Below are 18,709 nucleotides of genomic sequence, written 5' to 3'. Positions count from 1 at the left end.
TGATGAAGGAGCAAACGTATGTTGTGGCAAATTTACCATTATAACTTTATAAACCTAAAACGTATGTTGAAAAGAAGAAGTATACTATTCAGCCTGGCCATTCTATGCCTGATGAGTAATATTGCATTTGCCCAATCATTACCCAAAATTGATCTCTCATTGAAAGGAGTAACGCTGAAAGAATTCATCTCAGCTGTAGAATCCAAAACTAATTATACATTTATTTATAATAACCTGGACTTAACCCAAGCTGTTTCTATCGAAATTAAGCGAGGTGATCTTCGGGAAATACTCAACAAAGTATTATCGGCCAAAAAGATAGCTTTCGAAATATCTGGCACAAGAATTATCATCGATCCCAATATCACTAAAAAGAAAATACCCGATAACCCGCAGCTACAAAAAAAGATTTCGGGAACTGTAACAGATGAAAAGGGAATGTCTTTAATTGGCGTGTCTGTAAGAATAAAATCAGCCGGTAGCGGCACAGCCACTGACCAAAACGGAAATTTTACGTTGATGGTGCCGGAAAGCGCAACCCTGGTTTTTTTTTATACAGGCTATAAACAAGAGGAAATAGTTGTGGCCGGAAAACAACAAATCCTTGTTACCCTGAAGGAGGATCATCGGATTTTAGACGAAGTGGTAGTAGTAGGATATGGTGTTCAGAAAAAATCAGATCTAACTGGTTCTATCTCCTCCATCAAGGGAGAAGAACTACAGCAATCAAAAGCGATATCTTTTATGGATGCGATGCAGGGAAGGAGCGCAGGCGTGCAGGTTACCTCTTCCTCTGGCGAGCCGGGCGCGGCAACAACGGTTAGCATTCGCGGAACCAATTCTTTCAACTCGGGGACGCAGCCTCTGTATGTTATTGATGGTGTGCAGATAGATGTCAATAATGCCGAAGCGGCAAGTTCTGGATTGGGCAATACATCTCAAACTAACCCAATGGCAGGTATCAACCCATCTGACATTGCATCGATCGAAATCCTGAAAGACGCTTCTGCCACGGCAATTTTCGGCTCAAGGGGTGCAAATGGAGTGGTCATTGTTACAACCAAGAGCGGCAAATCAAATACATCGGTTATCGAACTCAATACCTATGCTGGTGTTTCCTGGGCATCTAGGAAAATAAAAATGCTTGGTGCACAGGATTATGCAAACTACAGGTTTGAGGCAGATGGCCCTATTGATACCGTATGGTCGAGAGATAGTAATGGCGACGGATTACTGGACGCACCGAAAAATATGGCAGGTGTACCCTCGCACGACTGGCAGGATGAGGTATTGCGCAAGGCATTGTCGCAAAGTTATAACATCAGTTTTAGCGGTGGGAGCCCAAAAACAACATTTTATGGATCAGCCAGTTATTTAAACCAACAGGGCCTTATTCTAAATAATAAATTTGAACGCTACGGATTTAATTTAAAGATAACTCACAATGCAACTAACCGGCTTCGTATAGGCGGAAACATCAATGTTTCGCAGGCTATCGCTACTGGTCCGGCATCAAACGGGGGGGATGGTGTAACGAACTCCAACGGACTTATCCAAAATTTCATGCTGTACAAACCTGTAAATGTTCCAGACCCTGGATCTTTGGCGCTTGATCCTGACGGATCAGCCTTTGGTAGTCCGGTAGACTTTGTAACCTATGCCTATAAATCATCGCCCCTGTCAAGGGCAATTGGTGATTTAGTGGCAGATTACCGGATAATCGACGGGCTTACATTAAGTGTAAGGAGCGGTGGTGTTCTAACTTATTCCTCCAATAAAGAATTTTATCCGAGTAATACATCCTGGGGCCTAGCCGCAAACGGGAAAGCTATATTAAATAACAGTAACAGCACTAACTGGTATGAAAGTAACACGCTGACTTATACGAAGCGATTTAAACAAAAGCACGCACTTACTGCACTGGTGGGCTTTGAAGCAAACTCTTACACCAGCGAAACATTTGACATGGCTGGAGAAGGTTTTGATATACAAAGTATTAACGCGGTGGATAACATTTCAAGCGCGAAAGTGTTGACGAAGTTGCCAACCACTAATAAAATAAAATATAATAGGGTTTCTCAGTTTGGCAGGTTAATCTACGGATACGACGACAGGTATTTATTTACAGCAACTTTAAGAAATGATGCTTCATCAAAGTTAGCCGACAATCATAAATCCGCATTATTCCCGTCTGGTGCGTTCGCATGGCGAATGTCCAACGAAAGATTTATGAGAAAGCAAAGACTGTTTTCGGATATAAAATTCAGGACCAGCTTTGGTATTACCGGTAATGAAAGAATCCCACCATACCAGTCACTCTCCACCATGTCTAATGTTTATTACTCCGCTTCTACCGGCAGTGCTACATTGGGAGAGGCCCCGTCAATATCAGGCAATTCATTACTTACCTGGGAAACCACTTATCAATATGATGCCGGGCTTGATTTCTCGTTATTGGATGACAGAGTAACCGTGTCTACAGATGTCTACTTGAAGAAGACAAAAGATCTTTTATTGCAGGCCGATGTTTCATCACAAACAGGATTTATGAAACAGTGGCAAAATCTTGGGCAGATTGATAACAAGGGTCTTGAATTTTCTTTAAGTACCATAAACCTGCGCAATAAGAACTTTACTTGGTCGAGCAATTTTAATATCAGTTTTAACAGAAACAAAATCATCAACTTAGGATCTGTAAGCTATCTTCCGGTCAACATAAAAGGAGGTAATATTTCCTCCGTAGGCCGTGTTATCGTAGGGCAGCCAATTGGAACCGGGTATGGTTACGTGTTTGACGGTATCTACCAAACCAGTGATTTTATTACAACAGGCACGGTAAATACTTTAAAACCCGGTGTGCCATCAATATTAGGCCGGACCGTTCGGCCGGGCGACCTCAAATTTAAAGACCTTAACGGTGACGGACGAGTTGATAATACCAACGATTATACGATCATCAGCAACAGTAATCCCAAACATTACGGTGGTTTTTCCAATAATCTTAAATATAAGAATCTTGAATTGAATGTGTTATTGCAATGGTCTTACGGTAACGATATTTTAAACACAGGTCGCTACCGGTATCAGGCTGGCGCGGGTTTCTTTGCCAACTTATCCCAGGATTTTTGGACAAACAGGTGGACTACGTCAAACCCTACAAACACCGTTCCGGCATTGAAAGGGCAAGGTAAGACCGATATATCTTCCTACTATGTAGAAGACGGCTCCTACATGCGTCTAAAAAATATCACACTAAGCTATAATTTGAAAGGATCGAAGTTTTTAAAAACGGCAGGCATATCCGGATTTAGATTATATATAACAGCAGAGAACCTTTATACATGGACAAAATATACAGGCTTTGATCCCGAAATTGCTTCTTATTCGCCGTTGTTACCTGGTATAGACAATATCTCCTATCCAAGAAGTAAAACAATTACACTCGGTTTAACCGCTAAATTTTAATTGCGATGAAAAAAATAATTTACTCCTATTTCGCCTTAGTGCTTTTGCTTAATGCCGGATGCAAGAAATTTTTGAAGGAGCAGCCGTACTCGGTAGTGAGTACTGAGAATTTTTATAAAACGCCCGCCGATGCCGAACTGGCTATTACCGGGGTCTATGATATTTTAAACTCACCGGACGTACAAGGGCAGGGCAACCAGCCCATGTGGGGGCGATCTATGGAGTACCTCACATCTATGGGTTGTGATGAACTGATCGGGGATCCCGGGCTTCTAAGCACAGATGTTAATTTCCTGGCGCTAAGTAATTACACTTACACCTCGGAAAACACCCTGTTGTGGTACACCTATTTTGCTTTATACGCAGGTATAAATCGTGCAAACCTGATTATAGAACGCGTTCCCGCGATCAGTATGGACGCCACCAGGAAAAAAACGATTGTTGCCGAAGCGTATTTTATGAGGGGTTTGTTCTACAGTTACCTGGGCTGGCTTTGGGGTGGCGTACCTTTGGCTGATTCATCCATAGTCGATTCAAAGAGCCCCAGAGCTACGATGAAAGAGATTATGGACAGGGCTGAGTTTAACTTTAAATACGCCTACAATAATTTACCGGCCCGCAATACAATTACAGGCAGGGTAAACAAATATACCGCGGCAGCCTTTCTTACTAAACTATACTTATACATAGCCAGTTGTAAGGAGAATAATGTAGGCCAAGGACTGAATTTTCCACTCAATAGTTTTGATTGGGTAGATAAAGATTCTGCTTACCAGTTAGCCTTGCAATATGCAAAAGATGCGTATAGTAATAGCGGCTATAAACTGATAAGGCCATTCAATTACCTGTTTCTCGCGGCAACAGAAACAACCGCCCGTGATGAACACATGATGATTGTACAGGCTGGCGCGGGTGGTAATCAGGAGTATATCGTCTTTACTTATCTTGCTGGTCCAACGGGTAACGCTACAGTTAATTCAGGAACATATGGCTGGGTAAGGCCAGTGAAAGAAGGCTACCTTCGCTTTAATACGAACGACGGCCGAAGGGCGCTAAGTTTCAGCGGTTCAATCCCAAGCAATGCGGCATCAACAGTGATTAATGGATACACATATTACACGCCAGCCGCCATTGCCACCAATCTTTCCAATATCTGCATCAACAAATGGCGGGAAGATGACCCCGTAAGCAAAAGGAACAGGGGAATTCCATCCTGGGCAGGAGAGACAGATTATGGCATTCTTAGGTTTGCGGATATTATACTGATGTACGCAGAGGCGAGATTTAAAACAGGTGACGAAGCCGGCGCCCGTTCCTTGTTGCGCGAAATAAGGTTAAGAGCTTGTAATGACAATGTAACCCAGGTTAATGCCATCACAACCGCCTACCTGAAAACAGATTTTATGCAGGAATTGCTGGACGAAAGATCAAGGGAGTTGTTGTGTGAGGGATGGAGGAGGTTTGATCTGATCAGGACAAATAAATTACAAACTGTAGTGGCGGGTTTGGACGAAGCGGTAATGTTTCCACGAGAAGACGTTCCTTCATTAAAAAGTAATTTTAAGCCTTACAAGATATGGTATCCTATACCCAGCCGGGATTTGGCAACGAATCCAAACCTGATACAAAATCCGGGTTATTGAGTGCCCCGAACAATTAATAAGAGCCCTGTGACGGCAGATTGTTAAGCACTGTTTTACGAGAGACCCGGGGGTGAAATTCCCCGGGTTTACTCCACAACCAGGCAAGCTTTGAACATAACCCAATAAAGGCGAACGCAATAAATTTTGACATAGTAGAACTAACAGATATGTTTATAAAATACTGTTTTAAGCTGTTGCTTATAGCAACCACATTATTTGCCTTTGTGCAAAAAGCAAAGGCCCAAAATTATTCCGAATATTTACGAAAAGAATATGTATCGTTAGCTGGTGATACGATCCGTTATCGGATACTTTATCCCGAAGGTTACGACCGGCAAAAGCATTATCCATTGGTGCTTTTCATGCATGGCGGTGGTGAACGGGGCAGTGAAAACCAGCGCCAGTTGTATACAGGAAATTTGGGTGCCCTTTTATTGGAAAACGAGAACAGAAAAAAATTTCCTTGTATAGCGCTGTTCCCACAATGTCCAACCGATAAATATTCGGCATCTGCTAATATTAACCGGCAAACAAAGCCTTATACCATAGTCTGTAATTACAGCAATCCCATGCCGGTAGTGCTGCAATCCATGCTCGCTCTTACCAAGTCGGTTATCGCCGCCGAAGCAGTAGATACCAACCGCGTTTACATTATCGGCACATCAATGGGTGGTATGGCAACTTACGAGGCAGTTTATCACAATCCAAACCTGTTTGCCGCGGCGGTAGCTGTTTCTGGAGCGGGCGATACCGGGCTTTATAATAAATGCACCACCGCAGAAACGTCATTTATCATTTATCACGGCGAAGAAGACCCCGTGATTGGAGTATCAGAAGCATATCGCATGGATAAATGTTTGGCTACTTTGAAAGCTGATGTGTATATGGCTACATTCCCTGGAGTAGACCATGTGAGTTGGATCAAGGCGTTTGCTCTGCCAGACTTTCTTCCGCAATTATTTTCGAAGTCAAAAAAAAATAAAACTCCATGTAATGGCAAGTAACAACATATACGCTAATCCTAATCAATCGTTAGCATGGTAAAAAACAAATTGAAAAGAAAGCCTTTTTTATTGTTCCTCATGATGGTCTTGCTAAACCAAGCCTTTTCCCAGGAAACGGTATATGTAACCGCGTTCGGAGCTATACCGGACAGTCGCCAGGATGTAACACCGGCACTTAACCGGGTACTTGCATACTGCAAAGGAAAAGCCCGGGTTACTATTCAATTTCCAAAAGGCCGCTTTGATTTTTATCCAGAAGTTGGTCATAAGAAGTCAAACCCCATAGGGATTAATTTATTTAAACAGCATGGCCTTACTATTGATGGCGGCGGTTCAGAATTTATTTTTCACGGAAAAATGCAGGTGGCTAATGTTGATTCAAGCAGTGATATTGTGCTACGTAACTTCTCTGTTGACTGGGACCGCCCGCTGATATCGCAGTGCCAGGTAGTTGCTGTTACAGATACCTGCCTTGACGTAAAAATAGACCGGCAGGTCTATCCGTATGTGATTGAGCAGGATACCATCCAGTTTATTGGAGAGGGTTGGAAATATCCGGTATTGGAAATGTATAGCACCCTATACGATAAAGATACCAAAGAGGTTGTTTACAATACCTGGGATGCCCCGTTAGGTAATATATTTCAAAGTAAAGCAGAGCAGCTGGCCGGCGGGGTTGTTAGGTTTCACGGTAAACCGAAGATGAAACCGGAGGTGTTTTCGGACAAGGTAGACCAGCCCGTTGCGGTTAGGTATGCATGGTCTTTTTCTCCTGATGTTACGCTTTATAACGATGATGGCCTCCCTGCTGCTCCATTTCGTACTGATGACTGGTAGTAATAGAAAGTGGAAACTTATAGATCATAACAAAGGCCATTATCTGGTAATGGCCGGAGTAGCCATACCACTAATTGATGAATTTTTGAATTAACAAAATAGAATATGATAAAATATGTAATAATTGCTTGTTTTTGCCTGATGTCTTTTGTGGCTTCAAAAGCACAGGAACTCAAATCGCCCAATGGGAAGTTTGTCTTGACATTCGATTTAACAACCGATGGAACGCCAAAATACAAACTCGCTTTTAATGGTAGAATAGTTATAAAGCCAAGTAAGTTAGGATTTGAGATAGAATATGGATTACCTGTAGCAGAAGATAATAGGGCTGCTGATGTAGCGCAAAGAACGGTTGACCCCAAAGCGTCCTTATTTGACAATTTTACCATTATTGATACAAGAACAGCCTCGTTTGATGAAAGCTGGACCCCCGTTTGGGGGGAGGTAAAAACGATACGTAACCACTACAACGAATTGGCAATTACCCTTGACCAAAAAACGACCAACAGGCAAATACTGATCCGTTTTCGCCTATTTAACGACGGCCTTGGGTTTCGATACGAGTTTCCAGAGCAAAAAAACTTAACCTATTTCACCATTAAAGAAGAAATAACACAGTTTGCTATGGCGGGTGATCATACTGCCTTTTGGATTCCCGGCGATTATGATAGCCAGGAGTATGATTATACAACGTCCAGGTTATCAGAGATAAGGAATTTGATGGCAAAATGCAAAGCGGAAAACCCATTGCAAACATTTTTTTCACCAACAGGCGTACAAACCTCGTTAATGATGAAAACTGCCGACGGTTTGTACATCAATCTGCACGAAGCAGCTCTGGTTAATTATGCATGCATGCATTTAAATCTTGATGATAAAAATTATGTTTTTCAGTCTTGGTTAACGCCAGATGCCACCGGGCGTAAAGGCCAAATGCAGGCGCCTTGCACTTCGCCATGGCGTACCATACTTGTAAGTGACGATGCACGGGAGATCATCGCGTCAAAGATGATCTATAATCTCAATGAACCCTGCAAAATAAAAGAAACGTCATGGATCAAACCAATGAAATATATGGGCGTTTGGTGGGAAATGATCACCGGTAAAAGCACGTGGGCTTACACTAATGCATACGCATCTGTTCAGTTGGGGGTCACCGATTATAAGCAGGCAAAACCGAATGGAACGCATGGTGCGACAACTGCTAATGTGAAAAAGTATGTTGATTTTGCTGCATTACACGGCTTTGATGCTGTGTTGGCCGAGGGGTGGAACGTAGGTTGGGAAGACTGGTTTGGAAACACTAAAGATCATGTTTTTGATTTTGTTACCCCCTATCCTGATTTCAATGTTGAAGAAATAAGAGATTACGCAAAATCCAAAGGCGTAAAGATCATCATGCACCACGAAACCTCTGGTTCTATACGCAACTATGAGCGTCAAATTGATACCGCATACAAGTTCATGAAAGCTAATGGTTATGATGCTGTAAAAAGCGGTTATGTTGGGAGTATTCTCCCGTTGGGTGAGCATCATTACAGTCAATGGACCGTCAATCATTACCAGTATGCCATTGAAAAGGCCGCTGAATACCATATTATGGTTAATGCACACGAAGCCGTCCGCCCAACCGGCATAGCCCGCACGTGGCCTAATCTGATAGGTAACGAATCTGCAAGAGGAACCGAATATCAGGCATTTGGCGGCTCTAAAGCAAACCATGTAACCATACTACCTTTTACAAGATTATTGGGTGGCCCTATGGATTATACACCCGGTATCTTTGAAATGGATGTCAGCAAGCTTAATCCCGCAAACAAATCTCATGTCAACAGCACAATTGCCAATCAACTCGCTTTGTATGTAACCATGTACAGTCCGCTGCAAATGGCTGCCGATTTGCCGGAAAATTATAACAGGTTTCCTGATGCTTTCCAGTTTATCAAAGATGTAGCGGTAGATTGGGAAGACAGCAAATACATTGAAGCAGAACCAGGAGAATATATTACCGTTGCCCGCAAAGCAAAAGGTACGGGCAATTGGTTCGTAGGCAATGTAAATGGCTATAATGCCCGCAACTCAACCATTGCATTCGATTTTCTGGACGAGGGTAGGCCATATCTTGCCACGATTTATGCGGATGCAAAAAATGCACATTATAAAACAAACCCGCAAGCCTATACCATCCGAAAAATGGTAATAACTAACAAGTCTAAGCTAACACAGTTTTCCGCTCCTGGTGGTGGTTATGCTATAAGCATTATCAAGGCTGATAATGCAGAAATAAAATGATGGAGAAGGTTATAGTTTTTAAGGTACTAAAAAGCAAGTATTCTTTTATTCCGGAACACACTGAAACTGGAAATAATAACATTTATTAATTAAGACTTATGAAAATAAAATCGCCTGTATTGGCAGCCATTCTATTCGGGGTGGTGTTGCCACTAAAAGGATTTTCGCAAAATCAGGATTCCGCGATTACGAAAAAAGTAAATTCCTTATTAGCGCGTATGACTCTTGAAGAAAAAATAGGTCAGATGAATCAGTACTCGGGAGAAGCGGTCACGGGCCCGGTGAATTCTATGAATAAAACACAAAAGAGCGATATCAAGGCCTGGTAGGTTCTATGCTTAATGTAAAAGGAGTAAAAGATACCAGGCAAGTACAAAGTATTGCTTTACAGTCACGCCTCAAAATACCGCTATTGTTCGGCCTTGATGTTATACACGGATATAAAACGGTTTTCCCTATACCCTTGGCAGAAGCGGCATCCTGGGACATGGAGCTATTGGAACAATCTGCACATATCGCTGCAAAGGAGGCTGCCGCTGCTGGCATCCACTGGACATTTGCGCCAATGGTAGACATTGCCCGCGACCCGCGATGGGGACGCATTATGGAAGGTGCGGGCGAGGATACTTATTTAGGGAGTTTGGCCGCCAGGGCCAGGGTAAAAGGCTTCCAGGGAACACTGGGAAGTACTGATGCTGTACTGGCTTGTGCCAAACACTTTGCTGGTTATGGTGCGGCTACAGCAGGTCGTGATTACTATGCTGTTGATATGAGCAACCAGATGTTATGGGAAACTTATTTGCCGCCGTTCAAAGCCGCTGTAGATGCGGGCGTGGCAACATTCATGAATTCTTTTAATACTTTAAACGGTATCCCGGCTACAGGTAACGTTTACCTGCAACGTGACATACTAAAAGGCAAATGGGGTTTTAAAGGGTTTACCGTAAGTGATTGGGGCTCTATCGGCGAAATGGTTACTCATGGCTATGCCGAAAATGATACAATAGCTGCATTGCGGGCTATAACTGCGGGTAGCGATATGGATATGGAAAGCAGAGCCTACCTTAAAACGTTGGGCACCTTGGTCAAACAAAAGAAAGTAAGCATGGCGTTAGTTGATGATGCTGTAAAAAGGATATTATACCTGAAGTATAAGTTAGGATTATTTGATGACCCATACAAGTTTTCTGATGAAAAAAGGGAAAAACAAGTATTAAACGATACATCGCACAAATTGATAGCGCGTTTTTGCGCTGAACGTTCCATTGTTCTATTAAAAAATGAAAGAAATACACTACCCATTCAATCAACAGTAAAGACGATAGCACTGATTGGCCCATTAATAGATGCCCGGGCAGACCTGGACGGTAGTTGGGCTGTTCAGCCTGTAGATACCGCAGCTATTGTAACTTTTGTACAAGGTTTAAAAAACAGATATGGTAATCATGTTAAATTTCTGACTGCTAAAGGTTGCGATGTAACCGGCGCTTCAATGGCCGGTTTTGATGAAGCTGTAAATATAGCGAAGCAAGCCGACCTGGTATTGATGGCGATCGGGGAGTCCGGCAGTATGAGCGGCGAAGCAAAGTCGAGAAGCGATATTCATGTACCAGGCGTGCAGGAGCAACTATTTGCTAAAGTTAAAGCAACAGGGAAGCCGGTTGTGGCAGTTATAATGGCTGGACGGCCCCTTATACTTGATTCAATTGCTGACAAAGCGGATGCTATACTTTATGCCTGGTGGCTGGGCAGTGAATCCGGAAATGCTATTGCCAGCGTATTATCCGGCAATTACAATCCAGCTGGCAAGCTGCCGGTATCCATTCCCCGTAATGTTGGGCAACTGCCTTTTACCTATGCACAATTAAACACTGGCAGACCGGTGATGGAAGATCAGAATACGACATATAAGTCGGCTTATATCGATGTTGCTAACTCACCCCAATATGCCTTTGGCTACGGGCTGAGTTATACCACTTTTGCGTATTCAGATCTTAAATTAAGCCGATCTTTCATGTCCGCAACCGACACCCTAAAAGTTTCATTTACATTAACAAACACGGGCGACTATGCCGGTGAAGAAATTGCTCAACTATATATAAGGGATAGGGTAGCATCAGTTGCAAGGCCAATAAAAGAACTGAAAGGTTTTATCAAAAAAAAATTGGAAAGAGGCGAAAGTGAAACGCTAACCTTTGCCATTACTAAAGAGAGTCTTTCTTTTTATAATAGCCAGTTGAATTGGGTGGTTGAGCCAGGGGAATTTGATATCATGATCGGTTCTGCCTCAGACAAAATTTTGCTTCGAGATAAAATCTTTGTCAAATAAGTATAACTGCCGGGACTTTTCGTTTCAAATTGCCCAGCCTGCCAAAGCAATATTTGTGTTTTTTCTTTGATCGTAATGGTTGCCAGTATCTTATATCGAAAATTCTTAAAAAGAAATGTAAACCTACCAACGGTAAATTACTAACCATAAAAACTAAATAAAATGAAAAACAAAAACAAAATCGGGTATTTCTGCCTGGGCCTGTTAACCCTCGGTGTGACGTCATGTAAGACTGAAAAGTTAATTGACCCCGAGTTTTCAAACGCATCATTCAGAACGCTCAGCATCTCCAGCCAAAGATCTCTGACGCCAACGAGAGCTGCTGATTACGTTAACTCCATTGGCGTTAATGTGCATTTAACGTTTGTACCTTATCATGATCATTTTTACGATATTGTTTACCCGAAACTTAAATTACTGGGTATTAAGCATGTTCGTGGCGGGGTGCCTTACAAAGGGTTTCTGAGCACTGCTGATACCGGTATTATTAAAACTCGTTTTATTATTCTGCACGACAGCCTGGGTATAAAAACAAACTATTCTATCGCAAACAAAAAAGTGGTGGATAGTTTAAACCTTAGAGACGGTGGTAATTATCTATCCGTATTCCAAAACAACTCAAAACTGGTTCAAACTATCCAATCGCTCGAAGGATTTAACGAACCCGATCTTACCATCTATGGCTGGTATCCTTCCAATTACGATACGCTCACTTACAAAATCCAAAAAGGCCTCTATAATAAAACACATTCAATGCCCGAACTTGCTGGTATTCCCGTAGTATCTACCAGTATAACAGCCTGGTGGAGCAGCCCCTCAAGGCCCAACAAGATTGCGGCTATTACGCCGAGCATCAGCAATTACTTTGACTACGCTAATTTTCATCTTTATGATGCAGGCGATGCCAATTATAAAATGTTCCCTGGAACCTATTATGACCTAACCAAAAGTTTTTTCCCACCGGTACGTAACGGCAAACCCTATGTTGTAACGGAAACCGGCTATGAAAATGCCCGCTACTGGAATCAACCAGGCTTAGCTGGTTATAATTCAAATACATATCACTATTTGTCGGAATTGAGCTCCGGAAAATATTATTCTGTAATGTTCATGGAGGAATTGAGTCGCGGTGCTCAACGTGTTTATGCTTATGAATTTATGGATGAAAATACAAGCGATCAAACATATTCTGAAAATAATTTCGGTTTGATCCATACCGATGGTACCGTCAAACCTGCGTTCACAGCCATCAAAAATACGATAGATCTCCTGAAAGATGTTAACACACCTTTCGTGCCAACATCACTTTCATTTATGATGACAGGCGATACCACTAACGTAAAAACCATGCTTTTCCAAAAAGCGGACGGTCGTTATTATTTAGCATTCTGGCAGGGTGTAAAGAAGACTTCAACACCCAACGGGATCAACTATGATTTTCCAAACTTCCAAGATCTACCTGATGACGTGCAGAACGTGCAAGTCACATTTACGTATCCTTTTTCAACAGCTAAAACCTATATACCTCTTCAGTCCGCTTCCCCGGTTACCAGCGGTATTAATATCGTTACGATAAGCATTCCTGTTCCCGATCAATTACTTATTCTGGAACTCAATCCGTAATAGTCAGAGGAACTGCATCCAGGAAATATTCTGAGATGCAGTTCCATATATTGGATAAACCTATAACACTGACCTCTCTTCGCCAATTTATTTTCTTTTCATAAAAGCCTGAATTTAACAAATTGAGGTAAGCAATTGAGATATTAGCCTGTATTTTGTTCTTTTTTTGCTACATTCGGGTTGGCGTGTGGCAAAGATGGATACCCTAAGTGCACTTTCGGATCAGCAACTTTATATTTTGTTTCGGCAAGGTAACGGGATGGCTTACACCGAGATCTATCATCGTTATAAAGGGATACTGCACCTGCACGCATACAAAAAGCTGGGCGATTTTGAAGAAGCCAAAGATGTAGTGCAAGAGTTATTTACCTTGCTTTGGAACGGAAGGGAAGCCTTACCTGATACGGATAACTTTTCGGGCTACCTATATCAATCGCTGCGCAACCGTATTTTTAATGTCATCTCGCATAAAAAGGTAAAATCGCGTTATGCGGATTCTATTACCCAGGTTTTTAACGAAGGTTACGTGATAACCGATCATTTGGTTCGCGAAAAGCAACTGGCATTGAGTATTGAGGCCGAGATTGCTAATTTGCCGCCTAAAATGCAGCAGGTTTTTCTGTTAAGCCGTAAATCATATCTTTCTCATAAAGAAATAGCTCAGGAATTATCTATTTCCGAGTCTACAGTTAAAAATCAAATCAAAAGTGCGCTTAAAATTCTGCGTACCAAGCTGGAGTTGTTAATTTTAATGGGTATTGTTTTCTTTATCGATAAGGTTTGACTGTTTTTGTTAAGCTTTTGTTAATTTTTTTGTTTTTGATATAGCCCCTAGCCCTAAGTTAACTGTCTTGTTGTTATAAAAGGAGAAAAAAATCCTTATAATATGCAAGATCAGGACCCACACATACTATTTGAAAAATACTTGGCCGGCAATTGTACCGAGCAGGAAAAAGCATGGCTTGAAAGCTGGTACCTGGAGTATAAGGAGCAAAACCTGCCCAACCTTACTTCAGCTCAATTTCAGGAAATAGAAAACTCACACCCAAAAGTACTCGGCGCAAGCCCCCGCGTGGTATCGTTTTGGCCACGTATTGCTGCCGCCGCGGCTGTTTTGTTACTGGTATTAGGTGGCGCATGGTTGGTGGTGCGTAAATCCAATTTGGCTACAGTTGCCGAGCAACATATTAGTAGGGATATAAAACCGGGTAATAACAAAGCCATTTTAACACTTGCCAACGGGCAAAAAATTATTCTGAATAATGCTAAGATCGGTCAAATGGCCACGCAAGGAAATGCGGCTGTAGCCAAAATAGCCGAAGGGCAGCTGGCTTACAATGCAAGCACAACAATGGCTTTAGCCGAGGTATTAAACAAGATTGAAACACCGCGTGGGGGGCAATACCAGGTAGTTTTGGCCGATGGTACTAAAGTTTGGCTAAATGCAGCATCATCATTAATCTTTCCAACTGCTTTTACAGGTAAGCAACGCCGTGTTGAGCTTCATGGCGAAGGTTATTTTGAAGTGGCGAAAAATAAAAACATGCCTTTTATTGTAAGCAGCGATGAGCAACAGGTTGAGGTATTAGGTACACATTTCAATATCAGTGCTTATAAGGATGATAACGGTGTTTTTAAAACTACTTTGCTGGAAGGTAGCGTGAGGTTAAATAACAAAGTAATGATGGTACCCGGAGATGAGGCGGATAATACCAATAACAATATTAAACTAAAGCAGGTTGACGCCGAAAACTCCATTGCCTGGAAAAACGGCAAGTTTACTTTTCAAAACGAGGATATTCAAAGCCTTATGCGCAAAATTGCCCGCTGGTACGATGTGCAGGTGGTTTATAGTGGATCAATGATGCATAAAAACTTCTCGGGCAGTGTATCGCGCTTCGCTAATATCGCTACAATGTTGGGCGTGCTCGAATCTACCAATACCATTCACTTTAAGATTGAAGGAAGGAGGATTACCGTTATGCCATAAATATACTTCTCCATAACGGTAACCAAAAAAAGAAAGCCAGGAGTGCTTGGAACCACCCCTGACTTGTTTTTTGCCGGGTTACCTCTTTAAAAAGTACTGCGACTAAACAATCATTTTACGATTTAACCCTAACAATTCAAATGTATGAATTTTTATATTCTTACGCGCACGTATAATTGCCGTGCCGTTCACAAAACCCTATTGGTTATGAAGTTGATCATGATTTTCCTAACGGTTGCTATTTTGCAAGTAAGTGCAAATAGCTTTGCCCAACGGATAACCCTGAACGAAACTAACAGCTCACTGGAAAAAGTTATAAATAAAATCCGCCAGCAAAGCGGTTATGATTTTGTTTACAATGATTTTGATTTGCAGGGCGCGCTGCCTGTTACAGTTCATATCAGCAATGTGGATCTGAAAAGGAGCATTGATATATGCCTTGCGGGCCGCGATCTGGATTATGAGATCAAAGAAAGAACGATCATCATTAAAAAGAAGGAAACAACTTTGCTAACCGAGTTAACAGAATTGCTTACGCCAACTGGCTTGATACATGGGTCGGTTATTGATGCTAATGGTGTTGGTTTGCCGGGTGTAATTATTAAAAACAAAGCCCTGAAAACCATTGCTGTTACAAATACCAACGGTGAGTTTATTTTAAATGTTGAAGAAGGTACCACTTTAATATTCTCATACATCGGCTTTAAGCCACAAGAGGTTATTATGCATAAAACAACTAAAAAGTTCATAATTAGTATGGAGCAGGATATTTCAAAACTGGACGAAGTATCGGTAGAAGGTTACCGCACAGATTCAAAGCGTTTATCAACCAGTGATATAACTATGGTAACAGCCAGTGACCTTGAAAAGCAGCCTGTTCAGGATGTTTTGCAGGCACTGGAAGGCCGCGTGCCTGGTATGAATATTACACAATCGAGCGGTGTGCCGGGAGCGCGTTTAAGTGTTGAGGTAAGAGGAAGATCAAATTTCGATTCAAATTTATCATCAGATCAGCCTTTGTTTATTGTTGATGGCGTGCCGATGGCCGCTGCCAATGATAAGATCAACTCGCAATCAGGTCCGTTTGGTGCTGCAACCGTTCAAGGTTTAACAGCATTTGCAGGTATCAATACGGCCGATATTGAAAGCATTGCTGTTTTAAAGGATGCCGATGCAACAGCTATTTACGGTAGCCGCGGTGCAAATGGTGTAATATTGATTACCACCAAAAAAGGTAAGGCAGGTAAAATGTTGGTAAATGTAAATGCGTATTCGGGCATTAGCACGGTTGATGTTTTAACACCGCTGCTCAATACACAGCAATACTTAACCATGCGTAATGAAGCTTTTGCTAATGATGGCTTAACTAAAACCAATGCCAACGCTTATGATGTTTTACTTTACAACAGCACCCGTTATACCGATTTTGAAAAACTATTGGTGGGTAATAATGCCCGTACAAATGATGCCCAGGTTAGCGCATCTGGCGGCGATAAATATACCCAATACCGTATAGGTACAGGTTATCATAAAGAAACAACAGTTTGGCCGGGCGATAAATCGGCAGACAGGGCTTCGGCAAGTTTTGCTTTGAATACCAAATCGAGCGATGAACGGTTTACCGCGGCCATAACAGCCAATTACTCGGTAAGTACCAACAACCTTACCGCGGTAGATTTGGCTTCGGCAGTAACATTGCCACCCAATTACAGGCTGTATGACGCCAATGGAAATATTGCCTGGAACGAAGGCGGAGTTAACGATGGACGCACAAATCCACTGGCGCAGCTTAATCAACAATATCTTTCTACGCTTATTAATGTAAATGCCAATATGGTATTGAATTACAAGCTATTAAAAAGCCTCACCTTGCGCAGTAGCTTTGGTTACAATAGCTCGCAAAATAATGATCAGCGGTTAACGCCAATATCGGCACAAAACCCATCATTAGCTAATTTGAGTGGTTTGGCAGGTTATGGCAATAATCAGCTTAAAGATTGGATCATAGAGCCACAAATACAATACACCGAAAATATTAGCAAAGGTAAATTAGATGTTTTGGCAGGTGCTACTTATAACAGAACCAATACTGCGGCACAAACCATCAACGCATCCGGATATACCAGCGATGATTTGTTGAGTTCGTTAACAGGCGCAACAACCATTACTGCGGCTAATACTGCCACACAATATAACTACCAGGCATTTTTTGGCCGTGTAAATTATAACTGGCAAGATAAATACATTGTCAATTTTACAGGCCGTAGGGATGGCTCAAGCCGTTTCGGTCCGGATTTTCGTTTTTCAAACTTTGGTGCTGTAGGTGGCGCATGGATATTTAGTAATGAGGACTTCCTGAAACATAACAAGATCATCAGTTACGGAAAACTACGTGGCAGCTATGGTGTAACCGGTAACGACCAGATAGCCAATTATCAATACCTGGATCAATGGAAAGCTACAAGCACTTACGGTGATTCGTCAACCCTGTATTCTGTTAAATTGTTAAACCCGGTGTTACATTGGGAAAAAAACAAAAAAATGGAATTTGGTTTAGAGATGGGCTTTTTCAATGACCGTGTTTTGTTGTCGGCATCAATTTACCGCGATATAACTTCCGATCCTTTGGTTACTTACCCTTTACCTAAGATTACCGGTTTTTCTTCCATTGTAGAAAATTTGGATGGGGTACAAATAGAGAATAAAGGTTTAGAGCTAACTTTTACAACACAAAACATAAAAAAGGGCTCGCTAACCTGGACTACCGATTTTAACTTTACGTTACCTAAAAACACCTTGTTAGCGTTCCCTAACCTGGCAACTTCCAGCTATGCCACCACCTATGCCATTGGCGAATCTTTAAACAGGATATATGCCGCTCAATATATTGGTGTTAATCCAACTACAGGCTTGTATACAGTGAAAGATGTAAACGGGGATGGTGTTGCCAACGTATCTGATTATGCTAGCCTGGGTACTAAAGACCCTAAATTTTATGGTGGTTTAAACAATACATTTAGCTACAAAAGAATAAGCCTGAGTTTTTTCTTCCAGTTTATCAAGCAAATAGGTAAAGATTGGAGAGCGAGTTCAATCGTGAATCCTCCGGGAACGGTTTATAATATGAGTACGCTTGCCCTGAGCAGATGGCAAAATCCGGGTGATGTTACCGATGTTCAGAAATTTACAACATCGGCAGGCTCAATAATCGGTACTTCGGGTTATTACGCTGCATATCTCTCTAACGCGTTTTATACCGATGCATCATTTATCCGTTTAAAAAATGCTTCTCTATCCTATACATTGTCACCTAAGGGACTTAGTGCTTTACATGTATCTGCGTTTAAGTTTTACGTACAGGGGCAAAATCTGTTCCTGATCACCCCATACAAAGGTGCCGATCCGGAAACGCAGAGCTACACCGTTATGCCCCCATTGCGTACCATTATTGCAGGTTTACAATTAACACTATAAGCTATAAAGTCATGAAAATAAATTCGATATATAAAAAATTTACGATATGCAC

The 18,709-nt window shown here is 41.9% G+C and carries 11 protein-coding genes; all 11 read left to right on the top strand.

The window, feature by feature from the left end; translation table 11 throughout:
- Positions 1-63: 63 nt before the first annotated feature.
- The 11 genes from BDD43_RS20620 to BDD43_RS20575 all read left to right on the top strand — a co-directional run bounded on the left by BDD43_RS20620 (position 64) and on the right by BDD43_RS20575 (position 18,657).
- On the top strand, positions 64-3,465 hold the full coding sequence (locus BDD43_RS20620; RefSeq protein WP_162847131.1) for a SusC/RagA family TonB-linked outer membrane protein: 3,402 nt from the start codon (positions 64-66) through the stop codon (positions 3,463-3,465).
- A gap of 5 nt (positions 3,466-3,470) precedes the next feature.
- The gene (locus BDD43_RS20615) at positions 3,471-5,108 is read left to right on the top strand and encodes a RagB/SusD family nutrient uptake outer membrane protein (RefSeq protein WP_121199449.1); all 1,638 of its coding nucleotides are present in this window, start codon (positions 3,471-3,473) and stop codon (positions 5,106-5,108) included.
- A gap of 167 nt (positions 5,109-5,275) precedes the next feature.
- Complete coding sequence (locus tag BDD43_RS20610; protein WP_121199448.1) at positions 5,276-6,112, top strand: carboxylesterase family protein; 837 nt, start codon at positions 5,276-5,278, stop codon at positions 6,110-6,112.
- A gap of 33 nt (positions 6,113-6,145) precedes the next feature.
- The gene (locus BDD43_RS20605) at positions 6,146-6,949 is read left to right on the top strand and encodes a glycoside hydrolase family protein (RefSeq protein WP_147425694.1); all 804 of its coding nucleotides are present in this window, start codon (positions 6,146-6,148) and stop codon (positions 6,947-6,949) included.
- A 105-nt stretch (positions 6,950-7,054) separates the two neighbouring features.
- Positions 7,055-9,241 carry a glycoside hydrolase family 97 protein gene (locus BDD43_RS20600; RefSeq protein WP_121199446.1) on the top strand — a complete coding sequence of 729 codons (2,187 nt, stop codon included), beginning with the start codon at positions 7,055-7,057 and terminating at the stop codon, positions 9,239-9,241.
- A 98-nt stretch (positions 9,242-9,339) separates the two neighbouring features.
- Positions 9,340-9,570, top strand: coding sequence for a hypothetical protein (locus BDD43_RS30630; RefSeq protein WP_246001688.1), 231 nt, complete (start codon positions 9,340-9,342; stop codon positions 9,568-9,570).
- Between the two features lie 5 nt (positions 9,571-9,575).
- Positions 9,576-11,570, top strand: coding sequence for a glycoside hydrolase family 3 N-terminal domain-containing protein (locus tag BDD43_RS20595; RefSeq protein ID WP_246001686.1), 1,995 nt, complete (start codon positions 9,576-9,578; stop codon positions 11,568-11,570).
- A gap of 162 nt (positions 11,571-11,732) precedes the next feature.
- Positions 11,733-13,193 (top strand): hypothetical protein, encoded by a 1,461-nt coding sequence (locus tag BDD43_RS20590; RefSeq protein WP_121199445.1) that lies wholly within the window; start codon positions 11,733-11,735, stop codon positions 13,191-13,193.
- Between the two features lie 196 nt (positions 13,194-13,389).
- Positions 13,390-13,977 carry an RNA polymerase sigma factor gene (locus BDD43_RS20585; RefSeq protein ID WP_121199444.1) on the top strand — a complete coding sequence of 196 codons (588 nt, stop codon included), beginning with the start codon at positions 13,390-13,392 and terminating at the stop codon, positions 13,975-13,977.
- Positions 13,978-14,079: 102 nt separating this feature from the next.
- Complete coding sequence (locus BDD43_RS20580; RefSeq protein WP_121199443.1) at positions 14,080-15,183, top strand: FecR family protein; 1,104 nt, start codon at positions 14,080-14,082, stop codon at positions 15,181-15,183.
- Positions 15,184-15,390: 207 nt separating this feature from the next.
- Positions 15,391-18,657 carry a SusC/RagA family TonB-linked outer membrane protein gene (locus tag BDD43_RS20575; RefSeq protein ID WP_162847130.1) on the top strand — a complete coding sequence of 1,089 codons (3,267 nt, stop codon included), beginning with the start codon at positions 15,391-15,393 and terminating at the stop codon, positions 18,655-18,657.
- Positions 18,658-18,709 lie beyond the last annotated feature (52 nt).

The sequence above is a fragment of the Mucilaginibacter gracilis genome (assembly GCF_003633615.1).
GTDB classification, from domain to species: domain Bacteria; phylum Bacteroidota; class Bacteroidia; order Sphingobacteriales; family Sphingobacteriaceae; genus Mucilaginibacter; species Mucilaginibacter gracilis.
Note: the sequence above shows the minus strand (reverse complement) of the source record. Positions and strands in the feature narration are given on the sequence as shown.